The sequence below is a fragment of the Ruegeria sp. AP7 genome (assembly GCF_056539905.1).
The window spans coordinates 230,307-249,218 of sequence record NZ_JBQFVT010000001.1; the positions used below are offsets into that span (position 1 = coordinate 230,307).

At 52.5% G+C, this 18,912-nt stretch carries 16 protein-coding genes and 1 tRNA gene; 5 read left to right on the forward strand and 12 right to left on the reverse strand.

Annotated features, from left to right (window positions below):
* Window positions 1-76 precede the first annotated feature (76 nt).
* The gene (carA, locus tag ACR0KN_RS01155) at window positions 77-1,243 is read right to left on the reverse strand and encodes a glutamine-hydrolyzing carbamoyl-phosphate synthase small subunit (protein WP_480650771.1); all 1,167 of its coding nucleotides are present in this window, start codon (window positions 1,241-1,243) and stop codon (window positions 77-79) included.
* A 183-nt stretch (window positions 1,244-1,426) separates the two neighbouring features.
* Between carA and ACR0KN_RS01160 the strand changes: the two genes are divergently transcribed.
* Entirely contained in the window at window positions 1,427-1,909 is a 483-nt protein-coding gene (locus tag ACR0KN_RS01160) for a GatB/YqeY domain-containing protein (RefSeq protein WP_170539063.1), read from the forward strand.
* On the opposite strand, the gene ACR0KN_RS01165 is transcribed toward ACR0KN_RS01160, so the two are convergent.
* The 3 genes from ACR0KN_RS01165 to ctaD all read right to left on the reverse strand — a co-directional run bounded on the left by ACR0KN_RS01165 (window position 1,910) and on the right by ctaD (window position 4,847).
* Window positions 1,910-2,395: a DUF2244 domain-containing protein gene (locus tag ACR0KN_RS01165; protein ID WP_480650773.1), complete on the reverse strand. Its 486-nt coding sequence runs from the start codon at window positions 2,393-2,395 to the stop codon at window positions 1,910-1,912.
* A 45-nt stretch (window positions 2,396-2,440) separates the two neighbouring features.
* Window positions 2,441-3,040 carry a DsbA family protein gene (locus ACR0KN_RS01170; RefSeq protein WP_480650775.1) on the reverse strand — a complete coding sequence of 200 codons (600 nt, stop codon included), beginning with the start codon at window positions 3,038-3,040 and terminating at the stop codon, window positions 2,441-2,443.
* Window positions 3,041-3,188: 148 nt separating this feature from the next.
* Window positions 3,189-4,847 carry a cytochrome c oxidase subunit I gene (ctaD, locus tag ACR0KN_RS01175; protein WP_480650777.1) on the reverse strand — a complete coding sequence of 553 codons (1,659 nt, stop codon included), beginning with the start codon at window positions 4,845-4,847 and terminating at the stop codon, window positions 3,189-3,191.
* Between the two features lie 279 nt (window positions 4,848-5,126).
* Between ctaD and ACR0KN_RS01180 the strand changes: the two genes are divergently transcribed.
* Window positions 5,127-5,546, forward strand: coding sequence for an HIT family protein (locus tag ACR0KN_RS01180; RefSeq protein WP_480650779.1), 420 nt, complete (start codon window positions 5,127-5,129; stop codon window positions 5,544-5,546).
* Window positions 5,547-5,941: 395 nt separating this feature from the next.
* Here ACR0KN_RS01180 and lipB read toward each other — a convergent pair whose 3' ends face one another.
* Both lipB and ACR0KN_RS01190 read right to left on the reverse strand, forming a co-directional pair.
* Window positions 5,942-6,598 carry a lipoyl(octanoyl) transferase LipB gene (gene lipB / locus ACR0KN_RS01185; protein WP_480650781.1) on the reverse strand — a complete coding sequence of 219 codons (657 nt, stop codon included), beginning with the start codon at window positions 6,596-6,598 and terminating at the stop codon, window positions 5,942-5,944.
* 39 nt (window positions 6,599-6,637) lie between these two features.
* A complete protein-coding gene (locus tag ACR0KN_RS01190) occupies window positions 6,638-7,297 on the reverse strand; it encodes a DsbA family oxidoreductase (RefSeq protein WP_480650783.1) in 660 nt (219 codons plus the stop codon).
* A 130-nt stretch (window positions 7,298-7,427) separates the two neighbouring features.
* On the opposite strand from ACR0KN_RS01190, the gene ACR0KN_RS01195 reads away from it, so the two are divergent.
* Window positions 7,428-7,514 (forward strand) — tRNA-Leu (locus ACR0KN_RS01195).
* A gap of 837 nt (window positions 7,515-8,351) precedes the next feature.
* On the opposite strand, the gene ACR0KN_RS01200 is transcribed toward ACR0KN_RS01195, so the two are convergent.
* On the reverse strand, window positions 8,352-9,785 hold the full coding sequence (locus ACR0KN_RS01200) for a sensor histidine kinase (protein ID WP_480650785.1): 1,434 nt from the start codon (window positions 9,783-9,785) through the stop codon (window positions 8,352-8,354).
* Window positions 9,786-10,170: 385 nt separating this feature from the next.
* On the opposite strand from ACR0KN_RS01200, the gene ACR0KN_RS01205 reads away from it, so the two are divergent.
* On the forward strand, window positions 10,171-11,421 hold the full coding sequence (locus tag ACR0KN_RS01205; RefSeq protein ID WP_480650787.1) for a cytochrome P450: 1,251 nt from the start codon (window positions 10,171-10,173) through the stop codon (window positions 11,419-11,421).
* 63 nt (window positions 11,422-11,484) lie between these two features.
* On the opposite strand, the gene ACR0KN_RS01210 is transcribed toward ACR0KN_RS01205, so the two are convergent.
* On the reverse strand, window positions 11,485-12,621 hold the full coding sequence (locus ACR0KN_RS01210; RefSeq protein ID WP_480650789.1) for a response regulator: 1,137 nt from the start codon (window positions 12,619-12,621) through the stop codon (window positions 11,485-11,487).
* 404 nt (window positions 12,622-13,025) lie between these two features.
* Window positions 13,026-13,628 (reverse strand): acyl-homoserine-lactone synthase, encoded by a 603-nt coding sequence (locus ACR0KN_RS01215; RefSeq protein WP_170469386.1) that lies wholly within the window; start codon window positions 13,626-13,628, stop codon window positions 13,026-13,028.
* A 718-nt stretch (window positions 13,629-14,346) separates the two neighbouring features.
* Between ACR0KN_RS01215 and ACR0KN_RS01220 the strand changes: the two genes are divergently transcribed.
* Entirely contained in the window at window positions 14,347-15,288 is a 942-nt protein-coding gene (locus ACR0KN_RS01220; protein WP_170539086.1) for a response regulator, read from the forward strand.
* A 760-nt stretch (window positions 15,289-16,048) separates the two neighbouring features.
* Here ACR0KN_RS01220 and ACR0KN_RS01225 read toward each other — a convergent pair.
* Genes ACR0KN_RS01225 through ACR0KN_RS01235 form a run of 3 tightly spaced genes read right to left on the reverse strand, consistent with a single transcriptional unit; the run spans window position 16,049 to window position 18,911 of the window.
* Complete coding sequence (locus ACR0KN_RS01225) at window positions 16,049-17,044, reverse strand: ABC transporter ATP-binding protein (RefSeq protein ID WP_480650792.1); 996 nt, start codon at window positions 17,042-17,044, stop codon at window positions 16,049-16,051.
* The gene (locus tag ACR0KN_RS01230; RefSeq protein ID WP_480650794.1) at window positions 17,041-18,075 is read right to left on the reverse strand and encodes a Gfo/Idh/MocA family protein; all 1,035 of its coding nucleotides are present in this window, start codon (window positions 18,073-18,075) and stop codon (window positions 17,041-17,043) included. Before ACR0KN_RS01230 ends, ACR0KN_RS01225 begins: the two co-directional genes overlap by 4 nt.
* Window positions 18,072-18,911, reverse strand: coding sequence for a carbohydrate ABC transporter permease (locus ACR0KN_RS01235; protein WP_170393445.1), 840 nt, complete (start codon window positions 18,909-18,911; stop codon window positions 18,072-18,074). The genes ACR0KN_RS01230 and ACR0KN_RS01235 overlap by 4 nt, the downstream gene beginning before the upstream one ends.
* Window position 18,912 lies beyond the last annotated feature (1 nt).

Sequence of the window (18,912 nt, forward strand, 5' to 3'; positions counted from 1 at the left end):
AATACCCTGCCGCGCTTCACAGACGGCAGGGTTGCTCAATCAGGGTTAACGCCGAGTTAACTCAACTAAATCGCTCTTAGGCCTGTGTTTTTTGATCGGCCATTGCAGCAGCGAAGCGTTCGAACAGGTAGAAACTGTCTTGTGGTCCGGGTGAGGCTTCGGGGTGATGTTGCACCGAATAGACTGGACGACCCGTCATGCGGATGCCGCAGTTTGAGCCGTCAAACAGTGAACGATGCGTCTCGATCACGCCATCGGGCAGGGATTGAGCATCTACGGCAAAGCCGTGGTTCATCGAGGTGATTTCGACCTTGCCGGTTTCCATATCCTTGACGGGATGGTTCGCGCCGTGGTGGCCGTGGTTCATCTTGACGGTCTGCCCGCCCAAAGCCAGCGCGAGCATCTGATGGCCAAGGCAGATGCCAAAGACCGGCAGGTTAGTGGTTTCCAACACTTCTTTGATCATCGGCACGGCGTATTCACCAGTGGCCGCCGGGTCGCCCGGGCCGTTGGACAGAAAGACACCGTCGGGCTTATGGGCAAGAACATCCGCTGCTGTCGCGGTCGCAGGCAATACGGTCACGTCACAGCCTGCCGATGCCAGGCAGCGTAGGATGTTTCGCTTGGCACCATAGTCGATAGCGACCACCTTATGTGACGGAGCTTCCTGTCGCTGGTAGCCGTCAGGCCAGGCCCAACGCATCTCATCCCAACGATAGCTTTGTGCGCAGGTAACGTCCTTAGCCAGATCCATGCCCTCGAGTCCGGCAAACCCGCGTGCAGCCGCGATCAAAGCTTCGATGTCGAAGTTACCTTCGGGGTCATGCGCCAGCGCTACATGCGGTGCACCTTGCTGACGGATAGCGCGGGTCAGGCGGCGGGTGTCGACGCCCCCAATTGCAATGCGGCCGCGACGGGCCAGCCATGCTTTTAGCTCTTCGGCAGAGCGCCAGTTTGAAGGCTTGGTCGGGTCCCATTTGACCACCATACCCGCGGCAACTGGATCGCCAGTTTCGTCATCCTCCGGGTTCACGCCAACATTACCGATATGCGGGAAGGTAAATGTCACGATCTGGCCCGCGTAGGAGGGGTCTGTCATGATTTCCTGATAGCCGGTCATGGCGGTGTTGAAGCACAGTTCGGCCACCGTCTGGCCGGTGGCGCCAAAGCCAATACCGTAGAACAGCGTTCCATTGGCCAATGCCAGACATGCGGTGGGCTTGGACGGGGCGTTCTGGGCCATGGCGCGACTCTCCTGCAAGGTAAACGGACGCATACCTAAGGGGGTTAGCGCGTCGGGTCAAGCCTGTTCAAATTTTAGGCTATTGTATAAAATCAATAACTTAGGAAAGTATCGCCCCTGTTGTGCCCGCCTTTTTGTTTCGATATGGTCGAGGTTCCTTTGCCATGGGGATGGACAGACCATATGGATATGCGATCACGGGTGAATGCCGCCCTGAAGCAAGCAATGAAAGACAAAGAAGCCGAGCGCCTATCGACGCTGCGCCTGATCAATGCCGCGATCAAGGATCGTGACATTGCTTCGCGCGCATCCGTAAATGAAGAGGCCAAAGGCTGTGGCGATGCCGAGGTGCTTGAGATCCTTGGAAAAATGACCAAGCAGCGCAAGGAAAGCGCGCGCGCCTATGAAGAGGGTGGGCGCCTGGATTTGGCCGAGCGTGAGCTGCGCGAAGTCGAAGTGATCGAGGAATTCCTGCCCAAGCAGCTGGATGATGACGAGGTCAGCAAAGCTATTCAGACGGCCATCACGGCCACCGGCGCGGGGTCAATCCGCGATATGGGCAAGGTGATGGGCGAATTGAAAACGCGCTATACCGGTCAGATGGATTTCGGCAAGGTCGGGCCAATGGTCAAAGATCACCTTTGCGCCGCATCAAACGGCGGTTAATCAAGCAGAATCGCGCAGTTTCCGGGTTAAGTCATCGAACAGCGCGATCCGTTCCTCTTCAGTGAGGAATGCACCAATTTCGACCTCCCGGCCGTCTCCGACCAGTGTCACGTAATGGGGCACCGGACCACCGCTCGCGTGCAATTCGGGGCGCGCCCAATATCGATTGCAGGACCATTCCAGATCGTCTTTGCGTGGATTGCGGTGCACGAGGCGCACCTGCGTTTTATCCAACGTGAGAACCTCGAACACGCTGCGTGCGCGATAGTTCATCTCAAATGCCAGCCAGAGACCTAGTACGGTCAGCAACAAGAAGGGCAGCAAGCCCCACAGTAGAACAGATCCCAGCACCGCAAACAGCGGAATCAGGCCGAACAGAAAGACAGCGAGAACAACCCCCATCGCGCCACGCGGTGGTAAGGAGTTATGCGGCCAGAGGCGCAACTCCTGCTCTGTATCTGAATTCTTGGTCCATCGATAAGGCATGGTTGAAACCTAGCGCAGCAACTGCCTGAGGCGAAGTGCAATCTGTCACACAACGTGTCCAACACGCACCCACGACAACGCGTCGTCCAGCCGGTCATCACCCCAAAACACCTCGCCGCGCACGACAAAGCTGGGTGCGCCAAACACACCCAGTTGGATGGCAGTGTTGGTCTCGTTTTCGAGAGATTGCACAATGTCCGGACTGCGCGCACGTGCGAGGGCTAGGCGGGGGTCCTGCTGACAACGATGCAGGGCTTCGGTGATGGCTGTCTCGGACCCGGCTTCTATGCCGTCTTCAAACCAGAGACTATAGAGCGATTGTGTATACGTCTTTCCCCAGCCTTCGGTCATTCCCAGTAGGGCAACCTGATTGGCCAATGCGAGGTCCGAAATTGGGTAGGGCGCTGGCAAGTTGGCGTGAATATGATACTTGGCCGCCCGGCGCTCTATATCCCGCCACATGTAAGCGGATTTGATCGGTTTGCCAGCGAAGGGGATGTTCTGCTGTTCTGACATCACGGTCCGCACATTGAACGGCCGCCAGTTCACAGTGGCATCGTGTTCGGCACTCCAATCGTCCAGGCGTTTGATCGTCAGGAAGCTGTAGGTGCTACCAATTGAGAACCAAAAGTCGATCTCGGGCATCGTAAACCCCTTTCGGTTGGCCGGGTATTTTGCCCGGACCAGAATACTCTATTTTTGCTGTTCTGGCGACTGCCCCGCTTACACAGGTCAGGCAGGAACAAAAAACCCCGCCTAAATGGGCGGGGTTTTCTTGTCATTCAGGTCGGGATCAGTGCGCGTGGCCTTTATCCCAATCCTCCTGCTTCGGCAGCTGCTCGAACGTGTGTTCAGGCGGCGGCGTTGGCAAGGTCCATTCCAGCGTATCTGCGTATTCGTTCCACGGGTTCGGCCGCGTCTCTTTCGCGCCGCGCAGCAGGGCGTAGATCACGATGCCAAAGAACAGCAGGAACGAAGCGAACGAGATGAATGCACCAATCGACGAAACAAAGTTCCACTGCGCGAACGCTTCGGGATAGTCGATGTAGCGACGTGGCATGCCCTGACGACCCAGGAAGTGCTGCGGGAAGAAGGTCAGGTTGGCGCCGATGAAGAACAGCCAGAAATGAACTTTGCCCCAGAACTCGGAATACTGACGGCCTGTCATCTTCGAGAAGTAGAAGTATACGCCAGCGAAGATCGCGAAGACTGCACCCAAGCTCATCACATAGTGGAAGTGCGCCACGACGTAATAGGTGTCGTGATAGGCACGGTCCACGCCGGCCTGCGACAGCACAACGCCGGTCACACCGCCAACGGTGAACAGGAACAGGAAGCCGAAGGCGAACAGCATCGGGGTTTTGAACTCGATCGAGCCGCCCCACATGGTCGCAATCCATGAGAAGACCTTAACGCCGGTCGGAACCGCGATGACCATCGTGGCCAGCATGAAGTAGGCTTGCTGACGCAGCGACATGCCAACGGTGTACATGTGGTGCGCCCACACGACGAAGCCCAGAACACCGATTGCGATGATCGCCCAGACCATCGGCAGATAGCCGAAGATCGGCTTGCGCGCGAAGGTCGCGATCACGTGGCTGATAAGGCCAAAGCCCGGCAGGATCACGATATACACTTCGGGGTGGCCAAAGAACCACAGAATGTGCTGATACAGGATCGGATCGCCGCCACCGGCCGGATCAAAGAAGGTGAAGCCGAAGTTGCGGTCCATCAGCAGCATGGTGATCGCGCCCGCCAGAACCGGCAGCGACAGCAGAATCAGCCACGCGGTGACAAAGATCGACCAGCTGAACAGCGGCACCTTGAACAGGGTCATGCCCGGGGCACGCATGTTCAGGAAGGTGGTGATCATGTTGATCGCGCCGAGGATCGAGGAGGCGCCCGATACGTGCACAGCAAAGATCGCAAGGTCCATGGACATGCCGCCCTCGGTCGTGGACAGCGGTGGATACAGAACCCAGCCGACGCCCGAACCAAGCTGATCGTTACCACCGGGGCTCAGCAGCGAGGCGACGCCCAGCGAGGTCCCGGCGACGTACAGCCAGAAGGACAGGTTGTTCATCCGCGGGAACGCCATATCCGGCGCACCGATCTGCAACGGCATAAAATAGTTGCCAAATCCGCCGAAGAGGGCCGGGATAACCACGAAGAACATCATCAGGACACCGTGATAGGTGATCATGACGTTCCACAGGTGTCCGTTGGGGGTACATGGTTCGGCCATGAAACCTTCGAGGCACATGTACTGAACACCGGGGTGCATCAGTTCGAGCCGCATGTAGACAGTCATCAGAACCGAAATCAAACCGGCGAGCGCCGATACGATCAGGTACAGAATCCCGATATCCTTGTGGTTGGTCGACATGAACCAACGGGTAAAGAACCCACGCTGGTCTTCATGCTCGTGACCATGAATGGCTGCGTCTGCCATTAGGTGCCTCCTGTTGCAACTACACCGCGCAGTCGGACCTCTCCAACGCGCGGGATTCCTGCTGGTTTTAGATTGCAAGGGGGCGACCTTCAATGGCCGAGTTTGATCTGGATCAAGATTAATTGTCGCGGGCAGCCCATGCAGCCCAGCATTTCAACCTCTGATACTAGCGATTTGGGGGGCCAGTCCGCGAATTCAAGTGGTGATGGGGGAATCCCGCTTGACCCGCATCGGGGGGCGGCACAGAACAGCAAAGAAGCGCAATACCGGAGGCCCGTGATGACTGAATATGATCCCGAAAACGTCTTTGCCAAGATCTTACGTGGGGAAATCCCGTCGAACCGAGTTTATGAAGATGATGAAACAGTCGCCTTGATGGACATCATGCCACGCTCTGATGGGCATGTGTTGGTCATCCCAAAATCACCGTGCCGCAACATGCTGGACGCGTCGTCCGTGGAACTTGCGGCAGTGATAGCAACGGTTCAGAAAATAGCACAGGCCGTGAAGGCCGCGTTTGAAGCTGATGGTGTAACTGTTCAGCAGTTCAACGAAGCTGCGGGCGGGCAGGAGGTGTTTCATCTACATTTCCATGTCCTGCCCCGTTATGAAGGCGTATCGATGCGTCCACCGGGCAAGATGGGTGATTTTGATCTGATTGCCGAACACGCTGACAAAATCCGCGCAGCATTGGGTTGAATTCCAAGAAAGTTCCGCTGGCACGTGGGGTCGATAAGCTGCACGAAAGGCCGCAAAGGCAAGGGATTTACAAAATACCCAGGCCCTAAAACGAGAATTGCCGTTCCGATTATGGGGTCGGAACGGCAGACTCGTAACCAAACACTTCTCGGATTTCGCTGGGCAGCCCTGCGATCACCGGTTAACACACCACTCACTCATGAACGGTGATTACATACTACGTGGTCAAATGGCGTTTGTAAGGAGTGGATGTGAAGAATCCCTGAATTTGAGGCGAATTGGGGCGATTTGAAGGACAAGCCACTATGATTTTCGAAACAGAACGCATCGAAATTCAGCATTGTTGTTTGGGTAATGTTTCCGGATCGTTCCGAGTACGTGGAATCACCTAGTTTTCAAACGCCTTCGGAGGCGAACACATCATCAAAGGTCTTTTTTAGTGCCACGTCGACGTCACCCATCGTTACGGGAAGCCCGAGGTCGACCAAAGATGTCACACCGTGTTCCTGTATGCCGCAAGGTACAATCCCACCGAAATGAGACAGATCTGGTTCAACATTGATTGATATTCCGTGGAAACTAACCCACTTCCTCAGGCGTATTCCGATGGCTGCAATTTTATCCTCGGCGGTCTGTCCCGCTGTCGTTAGCGGCTTGTCCTGTCGTTGCACCCAGACGCCCACGCGGCCTTCTCTTAGTTCACCCGTGACATTGAATTCTGCCAGGGCGGCGATCACCCAGGCCTCAAGCTGCTGCACAAAGCGGCGAACATCACGGCCGCGTTTACCCACGTCCAGCATGACGTAAACGACGCGCTGACCGGGGCCGTGATAGGTGTACTGACCGCCGCGCTTGCTCTCATAGACCGGAAAGCGATCCGGATCGGTCAGATCTTCACGCTTGGCGGAAGTCCCAGCGGTATAGAGCGGTGGATGTTCCAACAGCCAGATGCATTCATCGGCTTCACCTGCCGCAATCGCGGCAACGCGCGCCTCCATAAAGGCAGTGGCTTCGTCGTAGTCGATCAGCCCATCGGTGGATTTCCATTCCATGCTCGTTCCTTAGACCGTCTGCGGGGCAGGGGGAAGGGGTCAGGCGGCCTCGGCCAAACAACGCTGCAACACCTGCGCATAGGTGTCGGCGCCTTGCGCACCAGTCAGCAGATATTTCCCGCCAAATACCATCGAAGGCACGCCCGAAATGCCTCGGCTGGTCCAGAATTGTTGTTTCTCACGCACCGACTGGGCGTGTGCACCCGACTCAAGCGCCGCGCGTGCCGCATTCGGGTCAAGCCCCGCCGTTTCGACGGCACCCAATAACACGTCGGCGTCAGAGACATCCTGCTGCATGGTGAAATAGGCGTCGAACAAGGCCAGTTTAAGCGGATGCTGACGTCCCTGCGTTTCCGCCCAATCAAGCAGTTGATGCGCGGCAAAGGTGTTCACAATTCTACTGTCATCGGTGAAATTGAAGGTAAATCCAAGTTCAGCCCCTAAAGCGGTCAACCGCTCGCGCGCCTGCTGGCTTTGTTCGGGTGTCGAGCCATATTTTTCGGCAATATGCTCTCGCAGGTTCTGCCCCTCGGGTCCCATGCCGGGGTTCAATTCGAACGGATGCCAGCGCAACCGGGCCAGCACATTCTCTTGCTTCAGCGCGGCATCGAGTTGACGAAAACCTACGATACACCACGGACAGACCACATCCGAGACGACATCAATCTGCACGGTAGGGCGGGGATCGGGCGAGGACATGGGCTGCTCCAGATTGCATTGTGTCGCGTTTAGATATTGCTAAAGCGCGCGAATTCAATCGGCTGTGTTTTTGCCTCTTCACATCGCGTGGCGCAACGTCTATACGCCCCTCTACCAAGTCATTGGCAGTGCGGTCGTGGCGGAATTGGTAGACGCGCAGCGTTGAGGTCGCTGTGGGGTAACACCCGTGGAAGTTCGAGTCTTCTCGACCGCACCACATAATTCATCTCGTTATGTAATTTCAATTTATTATGTTGGCGAGAACGATCTTGGTCCACCTAAATGCTTGTGATTTGGCGCATCAGCGCAACGTAGTCGCTTTCGCTGCTTCTGCACGCGTGCGCTGATGCCTCCGATCGTCGAGTAGAGTGCCCGACAACCGATCAAGTGCATATATGGCTTCCACCAATTACTGTTTATCGAGGATGATTCTCCACTGCTGGTAAAAAGGCTGTATGAGTGTGTCAACGAAATTAGCTGCCGCACTTGTGAAGGCTGATTAGCCGCGAATATTGAGATAAACGTGCAATACGGGCTTAAGAACTGTGACGACCATACAATCTGAGTTGGGTGTCAAAACTTGAGTGAATTAGTTCAAATAGAGTGCGCCCAATCGATGAAGAAGCTGAATATGTTGACAGTCCGGCGGTCATTGGCTTTTTTGTTTCCGGTTTACATCAGTTAGAACAACTAAAACGAACAAAACACGAGAATTTCTCGGTGCTTGGACTGCTCATCCCTTATGATGTTCGTAGTAATATCGCGGCCTGCAAGTAGTAGGCCTATTTGCCGAAAGTTGTAAATCTACTGCATCTTCGGAAGTGTATTTGGTAACGAGTGTGCTGTTTCGATCGTATGATCGGGACAGCATTTTCTTTTTGGAGTTGCTTTGGCAATACGCAGACTCCTTCATTTTACCACTGACGATCTCGAGTGTGCCACGAGGTCTTGTGATCATAGGGATAACTTCACCACCGAAAATCCGCCACTGAATCACGGGATTGCTTCAGAGATGTAAAGTGATGTGCCATCGAAATTGCTTGGCAGGAATTCGTTATCGTTGCTCCGGTTGCGTGGCGCAGGGTAGTGAGGTGTGCTCTTCTCCGGTGGAAGCTACTTCATGTCCGCTTATCGCAGGCAATTTAATGAAAAACTCTGTGCCTTCACCAAGTTTGCTTCTGTAGTCTATTGTTCCGCCAAAATGCTCAACAATTTCCTTTGAAATGTGCATCCCGAGCCCTGTACCACCTGCGTGACGTTCATCGGAGGAGTCTATCTGGGAAAATCGATCGAAAACTTTGTCATGGCTCCCCTCAGGTATCCCGATGCCATGGTCTTTGACGAAGAGGCGAATATTCTCGCCGACTTTCTCGCATCCGACGGTTATCTCGCCTCCATCAAGGGAGAATTTAGCTGCGTTGGAGATAATGTTGGCCAACACCTGAAGCAGGCGGGAGGGATCACCTTTAACGTACAGATCATTGTTTCCCCTTAAGTCTTCTACAATTTCTACGTTGTGAGCACTGGTATATCCCATGTTACAGGCGATCGCTTCCTGAATCAGCGCATGTACATCAACAGTTCCTTCACGGTAGTTCATCTCGCCCGCTTCCATTTTTTGAATGTCCAGCACATCATTGATTAGGGATGCGAGCCGTTCGCAATTTTTACCTGCTAAATGAATGAGGCTTTGCATTGATTCTGGAGCTTCACCCAATGCGCCTGTGTTGATTAGGTCAAGTGATCCCTTGATCGAAGTGAGAGGCGTACGCAGTTCATGGCTAACTGTCGATATGAACTGAGTTTTCGCAATGTAGGCCGCTTTTGTTCTTTCGTGCTCTGCTTTGAGCTTTTCGAGTTGTTCCAAATTCCTGCGGTAGAGCTTCAGAAACACCATCGAACAGTCAATCAGAAAATACATTACAAAGATAACGGTGAAGAAGTGCAGCCAGAGTTCAGATGAAAGCTCGGGGCGTTCGATCCAGATATCCTTGACGACAATCAACATGAACGATACGCCGTACATGGTCAGACGGATAATCATTGCCCACAGAAACTGATGGTTGTTCATTGCTGCAAACAACGCCGCAGCAAACAAGAAGAACATTGGAGTAAAGTGACCACCGGCGGGCTGTGCGAAAGCAACTGAAACAGCATACAGGCAGATTGCAGCCGCGCTGAGGATCGTGTTCAACAGAATCCAAACAACCATCATACTGATTGCTTTGTGCTGATCTGGCTTTAAGCGCGGTACGCGTTTGGCCAGCAATAAATCTTGCGCTTCGCAAATGAGGATTGTCCCATAGAACAGCATGGCGTTAATGGGATCGAAGAAGAACGCAGTTAAAATGGTCGTGGCCAGATAAATAGCCTGCCGCTGCCACAGAAGCGCAAAGCTCATGGCAGTATAATCTATGATGTTTTGCAGAAGCCGGTTTTCCGTTTCACCGGAGTCCCGGTTCGGCAGATTGGCGTCAATGGCTGTCATCTAGATGTCTTCGTTTTTAGCGCTTGGACAGTACCATTAGCGGCACAATGAGGACTTAGTTGGTCTGAATTGGGTTCACAGTTTGGCGCTAATCCTTTGAAGGCCACTGGGATTGTTGGCTTTTCACGCAAGATTCTGGTGTGAGAGGTTAAAAAATTTTTGTTGCGCAAATGCAGTGTGGGGCGGCCAAATTTGACGATCTCGTTGCTAAGTACATTTTTTTTTATCTTAATGTGCCAGAAAGACGGAGAAAATCTAAAAGGGTTGGGGTTTGACTGCAGTTGAATTTACGAAGTTGGGGCAGGGCGCTGTCGCTCCTGTTTCGGCTAGGCTTGCGAAAAAGCCGGTGACACTGCTTCAGTTTGCAAGGTCCGCTGGTCGAAACATGTTTGAAGTCATCCCGGCCGAAACTCTGCGTGAAACTTATGTTCGTGGGCCTTTGAACATACACTATATCTGCGATCCTGAAATAATAACCGAGTTACTTGTCGGGCAGGGCCGTTCGTTTCCCAAAGCCAAGTTCACTAAAGACATTATTGGATCGGCTGTAGGCAACGGTTTGATACTCTCTGAAGGGGAAAAATGGCGTCAGCAGCGGCGTAGGTATTCTCCACTATTCGCCGCCAGGAACCTCCCGGTTCTGGCTCGGCATTTTGCAGAGACTGGTGTCGAGATTGCAGATTCATTGGCGGAACACGAAGGCCCCGTAGATGTTGCACAAATTGCGCCTGCATCAACGTTGACGAATATTTCTAGGGTGATTTTTTCGGGTAACAAGAAAGTCAGTTCAGAGCAAATACGCGTGGGGCTGATCAAGTATTTTGAGTACATTTCTGATTTGTCTCTTTTCGATTTAATGGGTTTGCCAAAGTGGGTGCCGCGCAAGAATTGGCTACGCAGCCTAGCCCCGGTCACTAATATGCGGAACCTTGCCAGACAGGTTATTGATCAGCGTCGCTCCGAGTGCCGCAGCGAGCCACAGGATTTCCTCGATTTCATGATTGAGGCGTTAAAAACAGATTTCGAGGATGAAGCGACAACCGTTGACAACCTTTTAACCTTTGTCGTCGCTGGTCATGAAACTTCCGCCAACGCTCTGGCCTGGGGGTATTATCTGCTGGCGTTGCACCAAGATATGCAAGCTAGGGTTAGACAAGAAATTCGGTCGGTTCGCCCAAATGGTCCAATGGAGTTTTCTGACCTGGAGGCAATGCCACTCCTGCGCGCCCATGTAAAAGAAACGCTGCGGCTTTACCCTTCAGCCGCGTTCTTTGCTAGAGACGCATCTGCCGATCTTGAAATCAAAGGGGTAAAGATTGCAAATGGTGACGCGCTGTTCTTCCCAGTTTACTCTTTGCACAGAAACGAAAAACTATGGGATGCTCCTGACCACTATCGACCGGAACGGTTCTTGGGGTCTACACTGCCTCGAGGCCAGTACATTCCATTTGGAGATGGCCCCAGAATCTGCATAGGTGCTCAGTACGCTGAAACTGAAATCATGGTACTTATGGCTTCGGTGCTCCGTCGAATAAATTTTTCGATTACTGAGTCTGAAATGCCGGAACCAGTTTTGACCTTCACCATGCGTACCAGTGGCCCACTCATCCTCAATGCCGAACGGGTTCGCGAATAAAGTTGATATCTAAACTCCAGTACCTGACCTTTGATCGACGTCAGGTCTGGCGATAGAATTAGCTTACTGCCGGCGAGTGAGGTAAGTGTTATCGCCGTACAGCTCACGCAAGACTACATCAAACAATCTATCGTTGACTATTTCTTTGCGATGCGGAGTGGGCTCTGAAAATGTGGAAGAGGTTGTAACCAGGCCCTTTCTGAGATTGGCCTCACGATGATTCACTTTTTTGATAGCCATGTCCAAAGAGGCAAATGCTCCAACCTTTGTAAAAGAACGAAGCGATACCGGTGTACCTTTCACCACTTTAAGATGGACAGATGCGCAGCGGTTGCTGAGAACAGTCCCTAGTTCTTGGTTTAGGAAAGCTTCGGTCGGAATATTCTGGGTGCGTTCCCGCCCATGTGTAACAACTAGAAATGTGCCACTCCCGCGATAGGAATAGATTCCTCCAGCAGCCTGTGTTGTTCTTTCAATGCAGGACCCGATGTCGGAAACAGATCGCCGAAAATCACCAAAATTCCCCAGATCAAAGTGATACTCGGCATCACGATATTTGATTGCGGTGACCCAGGTGTCAAATCGACGCCTCCGTGAAAGCTGCTCGACATAGTTGTCGAATTCGACATACCCCAAGCATTGTTCCTGCTCGTCGATAGACAAAGGATCCTTGAAATTGAATTTCTGGTTGAAATCCAATTCACTGCGAAGATTTTCTATCGACGCCGATGAGGATTGGGTTTTCTTTCTCTCCATCATCAGAAGGTGAGCAGCGTTCATACGGCTGCGCAATTCAAAGAAGTCGAAGGGTTTAGTTACATAATCAAACGCGCCTTCTAAAAATGCCTTCTCGATGTTCTGCCTGTCATCCAGTGCAGTCAGCATTATGACAGGTGTTTCCAGATTTTCCGGCAGGTTTCGGATTTTTGAAAGCAACTCTATCCCTGAGGTTCCAGGCATCTGAATGTCAACAAGCAGACAGTCGAACGGGGATTCTGCTGCTTCTATCATCCCAAGCGCTTCATCAGCTGAACTGGCAGCAGCCACATTGCAGTTTTCGAGTTCAGGAAGCGCTGACTGGAGCAACCTCAAAATGTCAGGATCATCATCAACCGCCAGAACAGTAAGTGCGGTCTTTCTTTGTGCTCGATGCTCTAAATTTCTTTGGAACCGATCACTGCCAAATGTGGAATGTCTCATAACTGGTGAACCGTCGATATCCTCATAACGGGTTGAACCTATGAGGTGAGTGGGTCGAAACCGCGGCAAAAATTGAGAAATTCTTCGTAGAAAGGGGTTTTTTCTTGACCTTTGTTTGGCGCAAACGGCCTCAGCGACGAGTTGCCTGTTTTTTGTTTTGAGCGGCCGTGGCGCTTTTTTGATGATATTTATTCGGCAATATGTTCGCGTCTAAGAACAATTCACGATCTCAAAACAACGGAATTGAAATGCGATTGGGAATTTAGGCATCAATTCTGGTAACGCTGCTAACATGCACAATAGCCACGGTTTTCCAATAGCCTGAAAATAAAGCCTAGTCGCGATGAAGTCAGCGTCGGGCGTTATAAAGTACAATAGACGATCCAGCGGCGGGGTTGTTCAATTTACTTGTAGATGTTGAACAAAACTGACTGACTGACGGTGCCATCGATAGAGAACTTTGCGCCGACAGGTGAGGCATTGATACCCAGTCGCCGTGACCACCGTGCCCAGACTGAAGGAACGATGCCCAGTATGCTGGATGCACCACCTTCCATCGCGACAGTAGTCATCTGGTGAAACAACTCTTGTTGAACCTGCTGCCTGCGTGATGAAGCTACATCTTTTGTCACGAAGAAACGGGATGCTTCCCAGACAGATTGCTTTACCGGGGCTTCAACAAACAGAACGTCAGATGGGATATCTTTAAGGATACCTCTTTGTGCGTCGCGCAGCATATAACTGTATACCCCGCATTGTGCGGTCGTGGGCAGAAGTCGCACACCTGCCAAAATTTCACCAAACTCGTGCAACACAACCCATCGACAGGCTGGCGTGTCGTATTGGTCGAATTCCATCCCGTCAGCTTCGCCGACTTGCCACTTTAGCTGATCTATGAAAATTGACTTTCTGGTTTCGAGGTATTTTGCCAGCAGTGGGCCATACTCGTGAATATTGCGAAAGCTAAGCGTAGTCGCGCGAATATTGCCAACGTCACTACGTGGCATTGGCTGGCTACTTCTAACCGCGAAAACTTCTATTCGCGCCGATTTACTCGGAGCGCTTGAAGTGGCGTTAGCGGGTGTCAGTTCCGGAAATCCCTCCGGGACCGAGTATGTCTGCTTAAACCTGAGTGGACGGTCCATATTTTGCTCATATTATTGACGCACTTATGACAAGATTCAGCTCGGCAAGTCCACCAACCTATGCGGTAGTTAACCGAATTGATGAATGGGTGTGTCCAAATCTCCTCTCTCCCAATGGTTGAGTTCGCTGACAGATCAATTACGCAAGATTTTTTTAACTTTTCTTTTCACCCGTAGACTTCATTCATTTCTGCGTGTGCAGCAACATTTTGAAAAAAAAGTTTTTTTTGCTCTTTCGATTGGAAATTACCTATTAGAACTTACGCTGGATCAAGTGCCGTCTCGGTGTCTGATGAAAATTCAAGGCAGCCCTGACTGCTGATAGAAGCAGCCATCAAGATGACATCCAAATTTGGAGGGAGTTACTTTTCTAATTGCGTCCTCGGGCTGAGAAATTTGTACAGATTGAAAAAAATGTGCAGACATAAGGAAGTCTGCCTAATGTCACCGTTTTGCCACCTTCGTAAAAGAAAATAAGAGAGGATGAGTAATCCTTGAGTGTTTTATGCGCCAGCTAGCCGTTGCCTTAAAGTCTGCAATGCCCAACGGTTGGAGTGGTGTAAGAGGTTGGTGAAAAGTTATGCGTATACTTGCTGTAGACGACGATCCTAGCATCCTGGAGTTGCTAGATAAAGTTCTTGAATCGTTCGGGTACAAAGATGTCGTTACCGCCAGAAGTGGTCGGGAGGCCCTTGAAATACTGTCGAGACCAAATGAAGCGTTCGACTGCTTATTGCTTGATGTGCAGATGCCGCAAATGAACGGCATAACTCTTTGCGAAGAAGTGCGAAAATTACCAGAATACACGTACACGCCCATTATCATGGTGACCGCCATGGTGCAAAAAGAGTACATCGACGAAGCATTCGGAGTTGGGGCAACGGACTACGTTACAAAGCCTTTTGAGTTCTCGGATCTGAAGCAGAGGTTGTCTGACGCCTATAGAATGGCAGCGGAACGCAGAGCCGCAATCGAAGTGCTGGAAGCTGAAGCGGAATCTGAGTTGTGTTTTGGTAATAGTCCGGACGTTCGCTTAAGTGATCCGCAGTGTTTCGGAGATTTGCCCGGTTGCATTGGGTTAGCTGAATTTGAGAACTACGTAATTCAGCTTTCAACGATGCACTCCATGGCTGCAAAGCTTGTGGCGGTGAAATGCATAGGCGCCGAACAAATCTATGAGACGAGCACGGTCAGTGAATTCCGTAGTGCCATGACTTTAGCTGGTACCGCGCTTTTGACAGCCAATCAGCAAGGGCGCAAAGTAGCGACCTATTGGGGAAATGGCGTATTCTTGATGATCTATGACAATCAAATTGATTTGAGTGTGGACCAGTTGGGTGCTCCGCTTCCGGAGGCATTGAAAGAAATTTCCGGTGACACCACTTCAGGTCGGCCAATTGGCTTCCAAGTTAGCGAAGAAGTTATGCTTAAAGCCAAAACCAAGATGGAGGCGTTGTTCTTGATAGACAAGGCCGTCGAAATGGCAGAAATGTCGGAGGGTCGAGCGGCGAATATCGGTTGAAAAACTGCATATATGGATGATAATTAAGATCAGGCTGTTGGTGTAAAAAATACATTAGAACGCCCTGAGTTTTTCATTTTGCTGGTTGAAATAGATCCGCGCGCTCGTTCATCAGACGTTCAACCTTTGTGCTTTTGGTCTACTTTGTCCGATCTCAGTGCCTACCCGGCAGCAACAACTCGGAGAAAGATCCCGTAAGCTTCTTCTCGAGATCTGATCTGATGCGAGATCTGGCGTATTCGCCTCTCTCTAATTTCCTGAAGGTTTCTTTCGCGACCACGGTCAAAGCGTGATCGGTCTAAGCAGCTTCCCGGCGTATCCGTTCTTGTTCTTTGATCGGGTCTTTGCCTTGACGGGTTATGGGTCGCCATTTCTCTGCTTCTTGGCGTGAATCTTCAGAGTTATGGCTGACAGAGCGCCCAAACCCATCTCTCTGCGACGCCTGTAGACATGAACCCGAAGCAACTACTTGCCAGCATCGCCATCCTTTTTGGCAGCCAGAGGTTCTCGCCATCCAGGTACCAGCCGGTTTGAGTGTTCTTCACTTGCAAAGATGACAGCTTGTTGACTGCTAGAATTGGTCCACCCCAAGGTCCACCATTTACTGTGAGACACAGTGATCCATGTAGAGACTACTGGAAGCCTCATTATATTGTTTTAAGATTATTCTTCTGGTTTTTGAGGTGTCCGGAAACAGGCGTGTTTAAGTTTTCAATACATCTCGACCGCACCAAAATCCTAAAATCGTTACCCGATATTGTCAGGTGAGACGGGCGCCCTGTGGGTTGAAGCGATAGGTTCGATCCTGAGCATAGCCGAAATGTACGGATTCACCTGCATTAACCTGATGTTGGCCGAATAAGCGCGCGGTGATCTGATGGTCTTGCATCATCGCGATCACGTTGGTGTCTCCGCCCAGATGCTCGACATGAGTCACGTTCGCGGTCAGGGGGCCCTCGTCGGTCAGGTATAGGTCTTCGGGGCGTATACCCAGTGTCGTGTCCGCGCTGTCGCCGATCACGCTGGCGGGGAAGAAATTCATCGAGGGCGCGCCGAGGAAACCTGCGACGAACTGGTTGGCGGGATTGTTGTACAGCTCCATTGGGCTGCCGACTTGCTCAACGCGCCCGTCGCGTAGGACGACGATCTTATCCGCTAGGGTCATCGCCTCTGTTTGGTCGTGGGTGACGTAGATCATCGAGGCATCAAGCTGCTGATGCAGGTTTGCGATTTCCAGCCGCGTGTTCATGCGCAAGGCTGCGTCCAAATTGGAAAGCGGCTCGTCGAATAAAAACAGTTTGGGTTCACGCACTATGGCGCGGCCGATAGCGACGCGTTGGCGTTGTCCGCCGGATAGTTCCGAGGGGTAACGGTCGATATAGGGCTCAAGGTTCAGCATCTTGCTGGCCTTGGTGACCCGTTCTTCGATGACCTGCTTGCTCTGACCTTCCTGTTTCAGCGCCAGCGACATGTTCTTGCGCACATTCAGGTGGGGATAGAGCGCATAGCTTTGGAACACCATCGCGATGCCGCGTTTGGAGGGCGGGGTTAGGTTCATAAGTTCTCCGCCGATGCGAACCTCGCCCGAGGTCACATCTTCGAGCCCCGCAATCACGCGCAGAAGAGTGGATTTGCCACAGCCCGAAGGTCCAACGAAGACGACGAATTCTCCGTCTTCGACTTCGATGTTGATATCCTTAAGGACTTCGACAGTACCGAAGGACTTGTTCACGTTCGTTAGCGTCAGGGCGGTCATTTTTGTGCCTCTTTCAGCGAAATAGGTTGGCCGGTGCGGATGCTTTTATCGGCAGCCAAACAGATGACCAGCGATTGCACGGCGTCGTTCATGTGGCGGGTCAGGTCGATGTCTTGAGCGATCGCACGCAGCATATAGGCTTGCTCGGCATCGCAGAGCTCCTGGTGGCCAGGTTCATCCGGCATGTCGATTGTCTGGTCGCCTTCGGGGCGATGGACCAGAAGGCCGCCGACTTTGGTGTGGCCGTCGATATCGGCCGACGCACCCTTGTTGCCATCGGTGATCGAGACGGAACCGTTCGGTGAGACAATGTCTTTCACGAAGAATGCGGTTTCAGACATCATCGGGCCCCAACCGGCTTCGTACCAACCGACGGAGCCATCCTCGAAGATCACCTGAAACTGGCCGTAATTATACATGCCTTCGGCTATCTCATCGCTCAGGCGCAGGCCCATGCCGTGGACGCGCACGGGGGCTGAGTCCGTGATCTGGCACATCACGTCGACATAATGCACACCGCAATCGACGATGGGCGAGGTGGTCTGCATCAGGGCCTTATGCGTCTCCCACTCGGCCCCGCTGCTTTGTTGGTTGAGATTCAGCCGGAACACGTACGGCCCGCCCAGGTCGCGCGCCTCGGAAATCAGGCGCATCCATGAGGGGTGATGGCGCAGGATGTAGCCGATGACCAGTTTGCGTTTGGTTTCAATGGCTTTCGCCACAACGCGTTTGGCATCAGCCACAGTCGTCGCTAGTGGTTTTTCAACGAAGACATGCGCTCCGGCGTCCATCGCAGTGCAGGCGTAATCAGCATGGCTGTCAGAATAGGTGGCGACGACTACCAGATCCGGGTTGGTCTCAGTCAGAGCTGCCTGAAAATCCGAATAAGCCGGATAGCCTGACAGGTCAGGATGGTCGACGCGACCGGATCGGTTCACCAACCCAACAATCTGCGCGTCCGGATGGGTGTGGTGGGCCAAAGCGTGGCTCAGCCCCATATTGCCGAGGCCAGCGATCAGAACTTTGGTCATTTGACAGCTCCTGAAGTGATGCCGCGGATTAACTGGCGTGAGAAGATGACATAGAGCACCAGCACCGGCAGGATCGCCATGCTGAGTGCCGACAGAACCGCGTTCCAGTCGGTGACGAACTGGCCGATGAAGACTTGGCTGCCCAGTGTCAGTGTTTTTGTTTCCTCAGCTGGGGCGAGGATCAGTGGGAACCAGAGGTCGTTCCAGATCGGGATCATGTTGAACACGGCCACGGTCGCCATAGCAGGGCGTACCAGAGGCAGGACCAATCGGAAGAAGATCGTGTATTCTGACAACCCGTCGACGCGACCTGCGTTTTTCAGATCGTCCGAAACCTGCCGCATGAACTCGGACAGGATGAACACAGCCAGCGGCAGACCTTGAGCGGTATAGACAAGGATCAGCGCCCAGAGGGTGTTCACCAACCCGGTTGCGACCATCATCTCAAGTATTGCAACGGTGCCGATGCGGATCGGGATCATGATCCCAAGCGCCAGATAGAGGCCCATCAGGGTATTGCCCTTGAACTTGTACTCGCTCAGCGCAAAAGCAGCCATTGCGCCGAACAACAGAACAAAAGCCAGCGATACCACGGTTACGATCAGCGAGTTCTGGAAATAAAGGAAGAAATCCCCTTGTTTCATCACTGTCTGATAACCGATCAGCGAGAAGCTTTCGGCATCGGGCAGGGCGAGTGGCTCGCGGAAAATCGAGCGGCGCGTTTTGAAGCTGTTGATGATGATCACGAAGACCGGGAAGAGGGCGATCAATGTGTAGAGGATCAGCGCCCCATGCATGGCGGCCGTGTTCAGCGGGTTATGGCGTGCTTTGTTCATC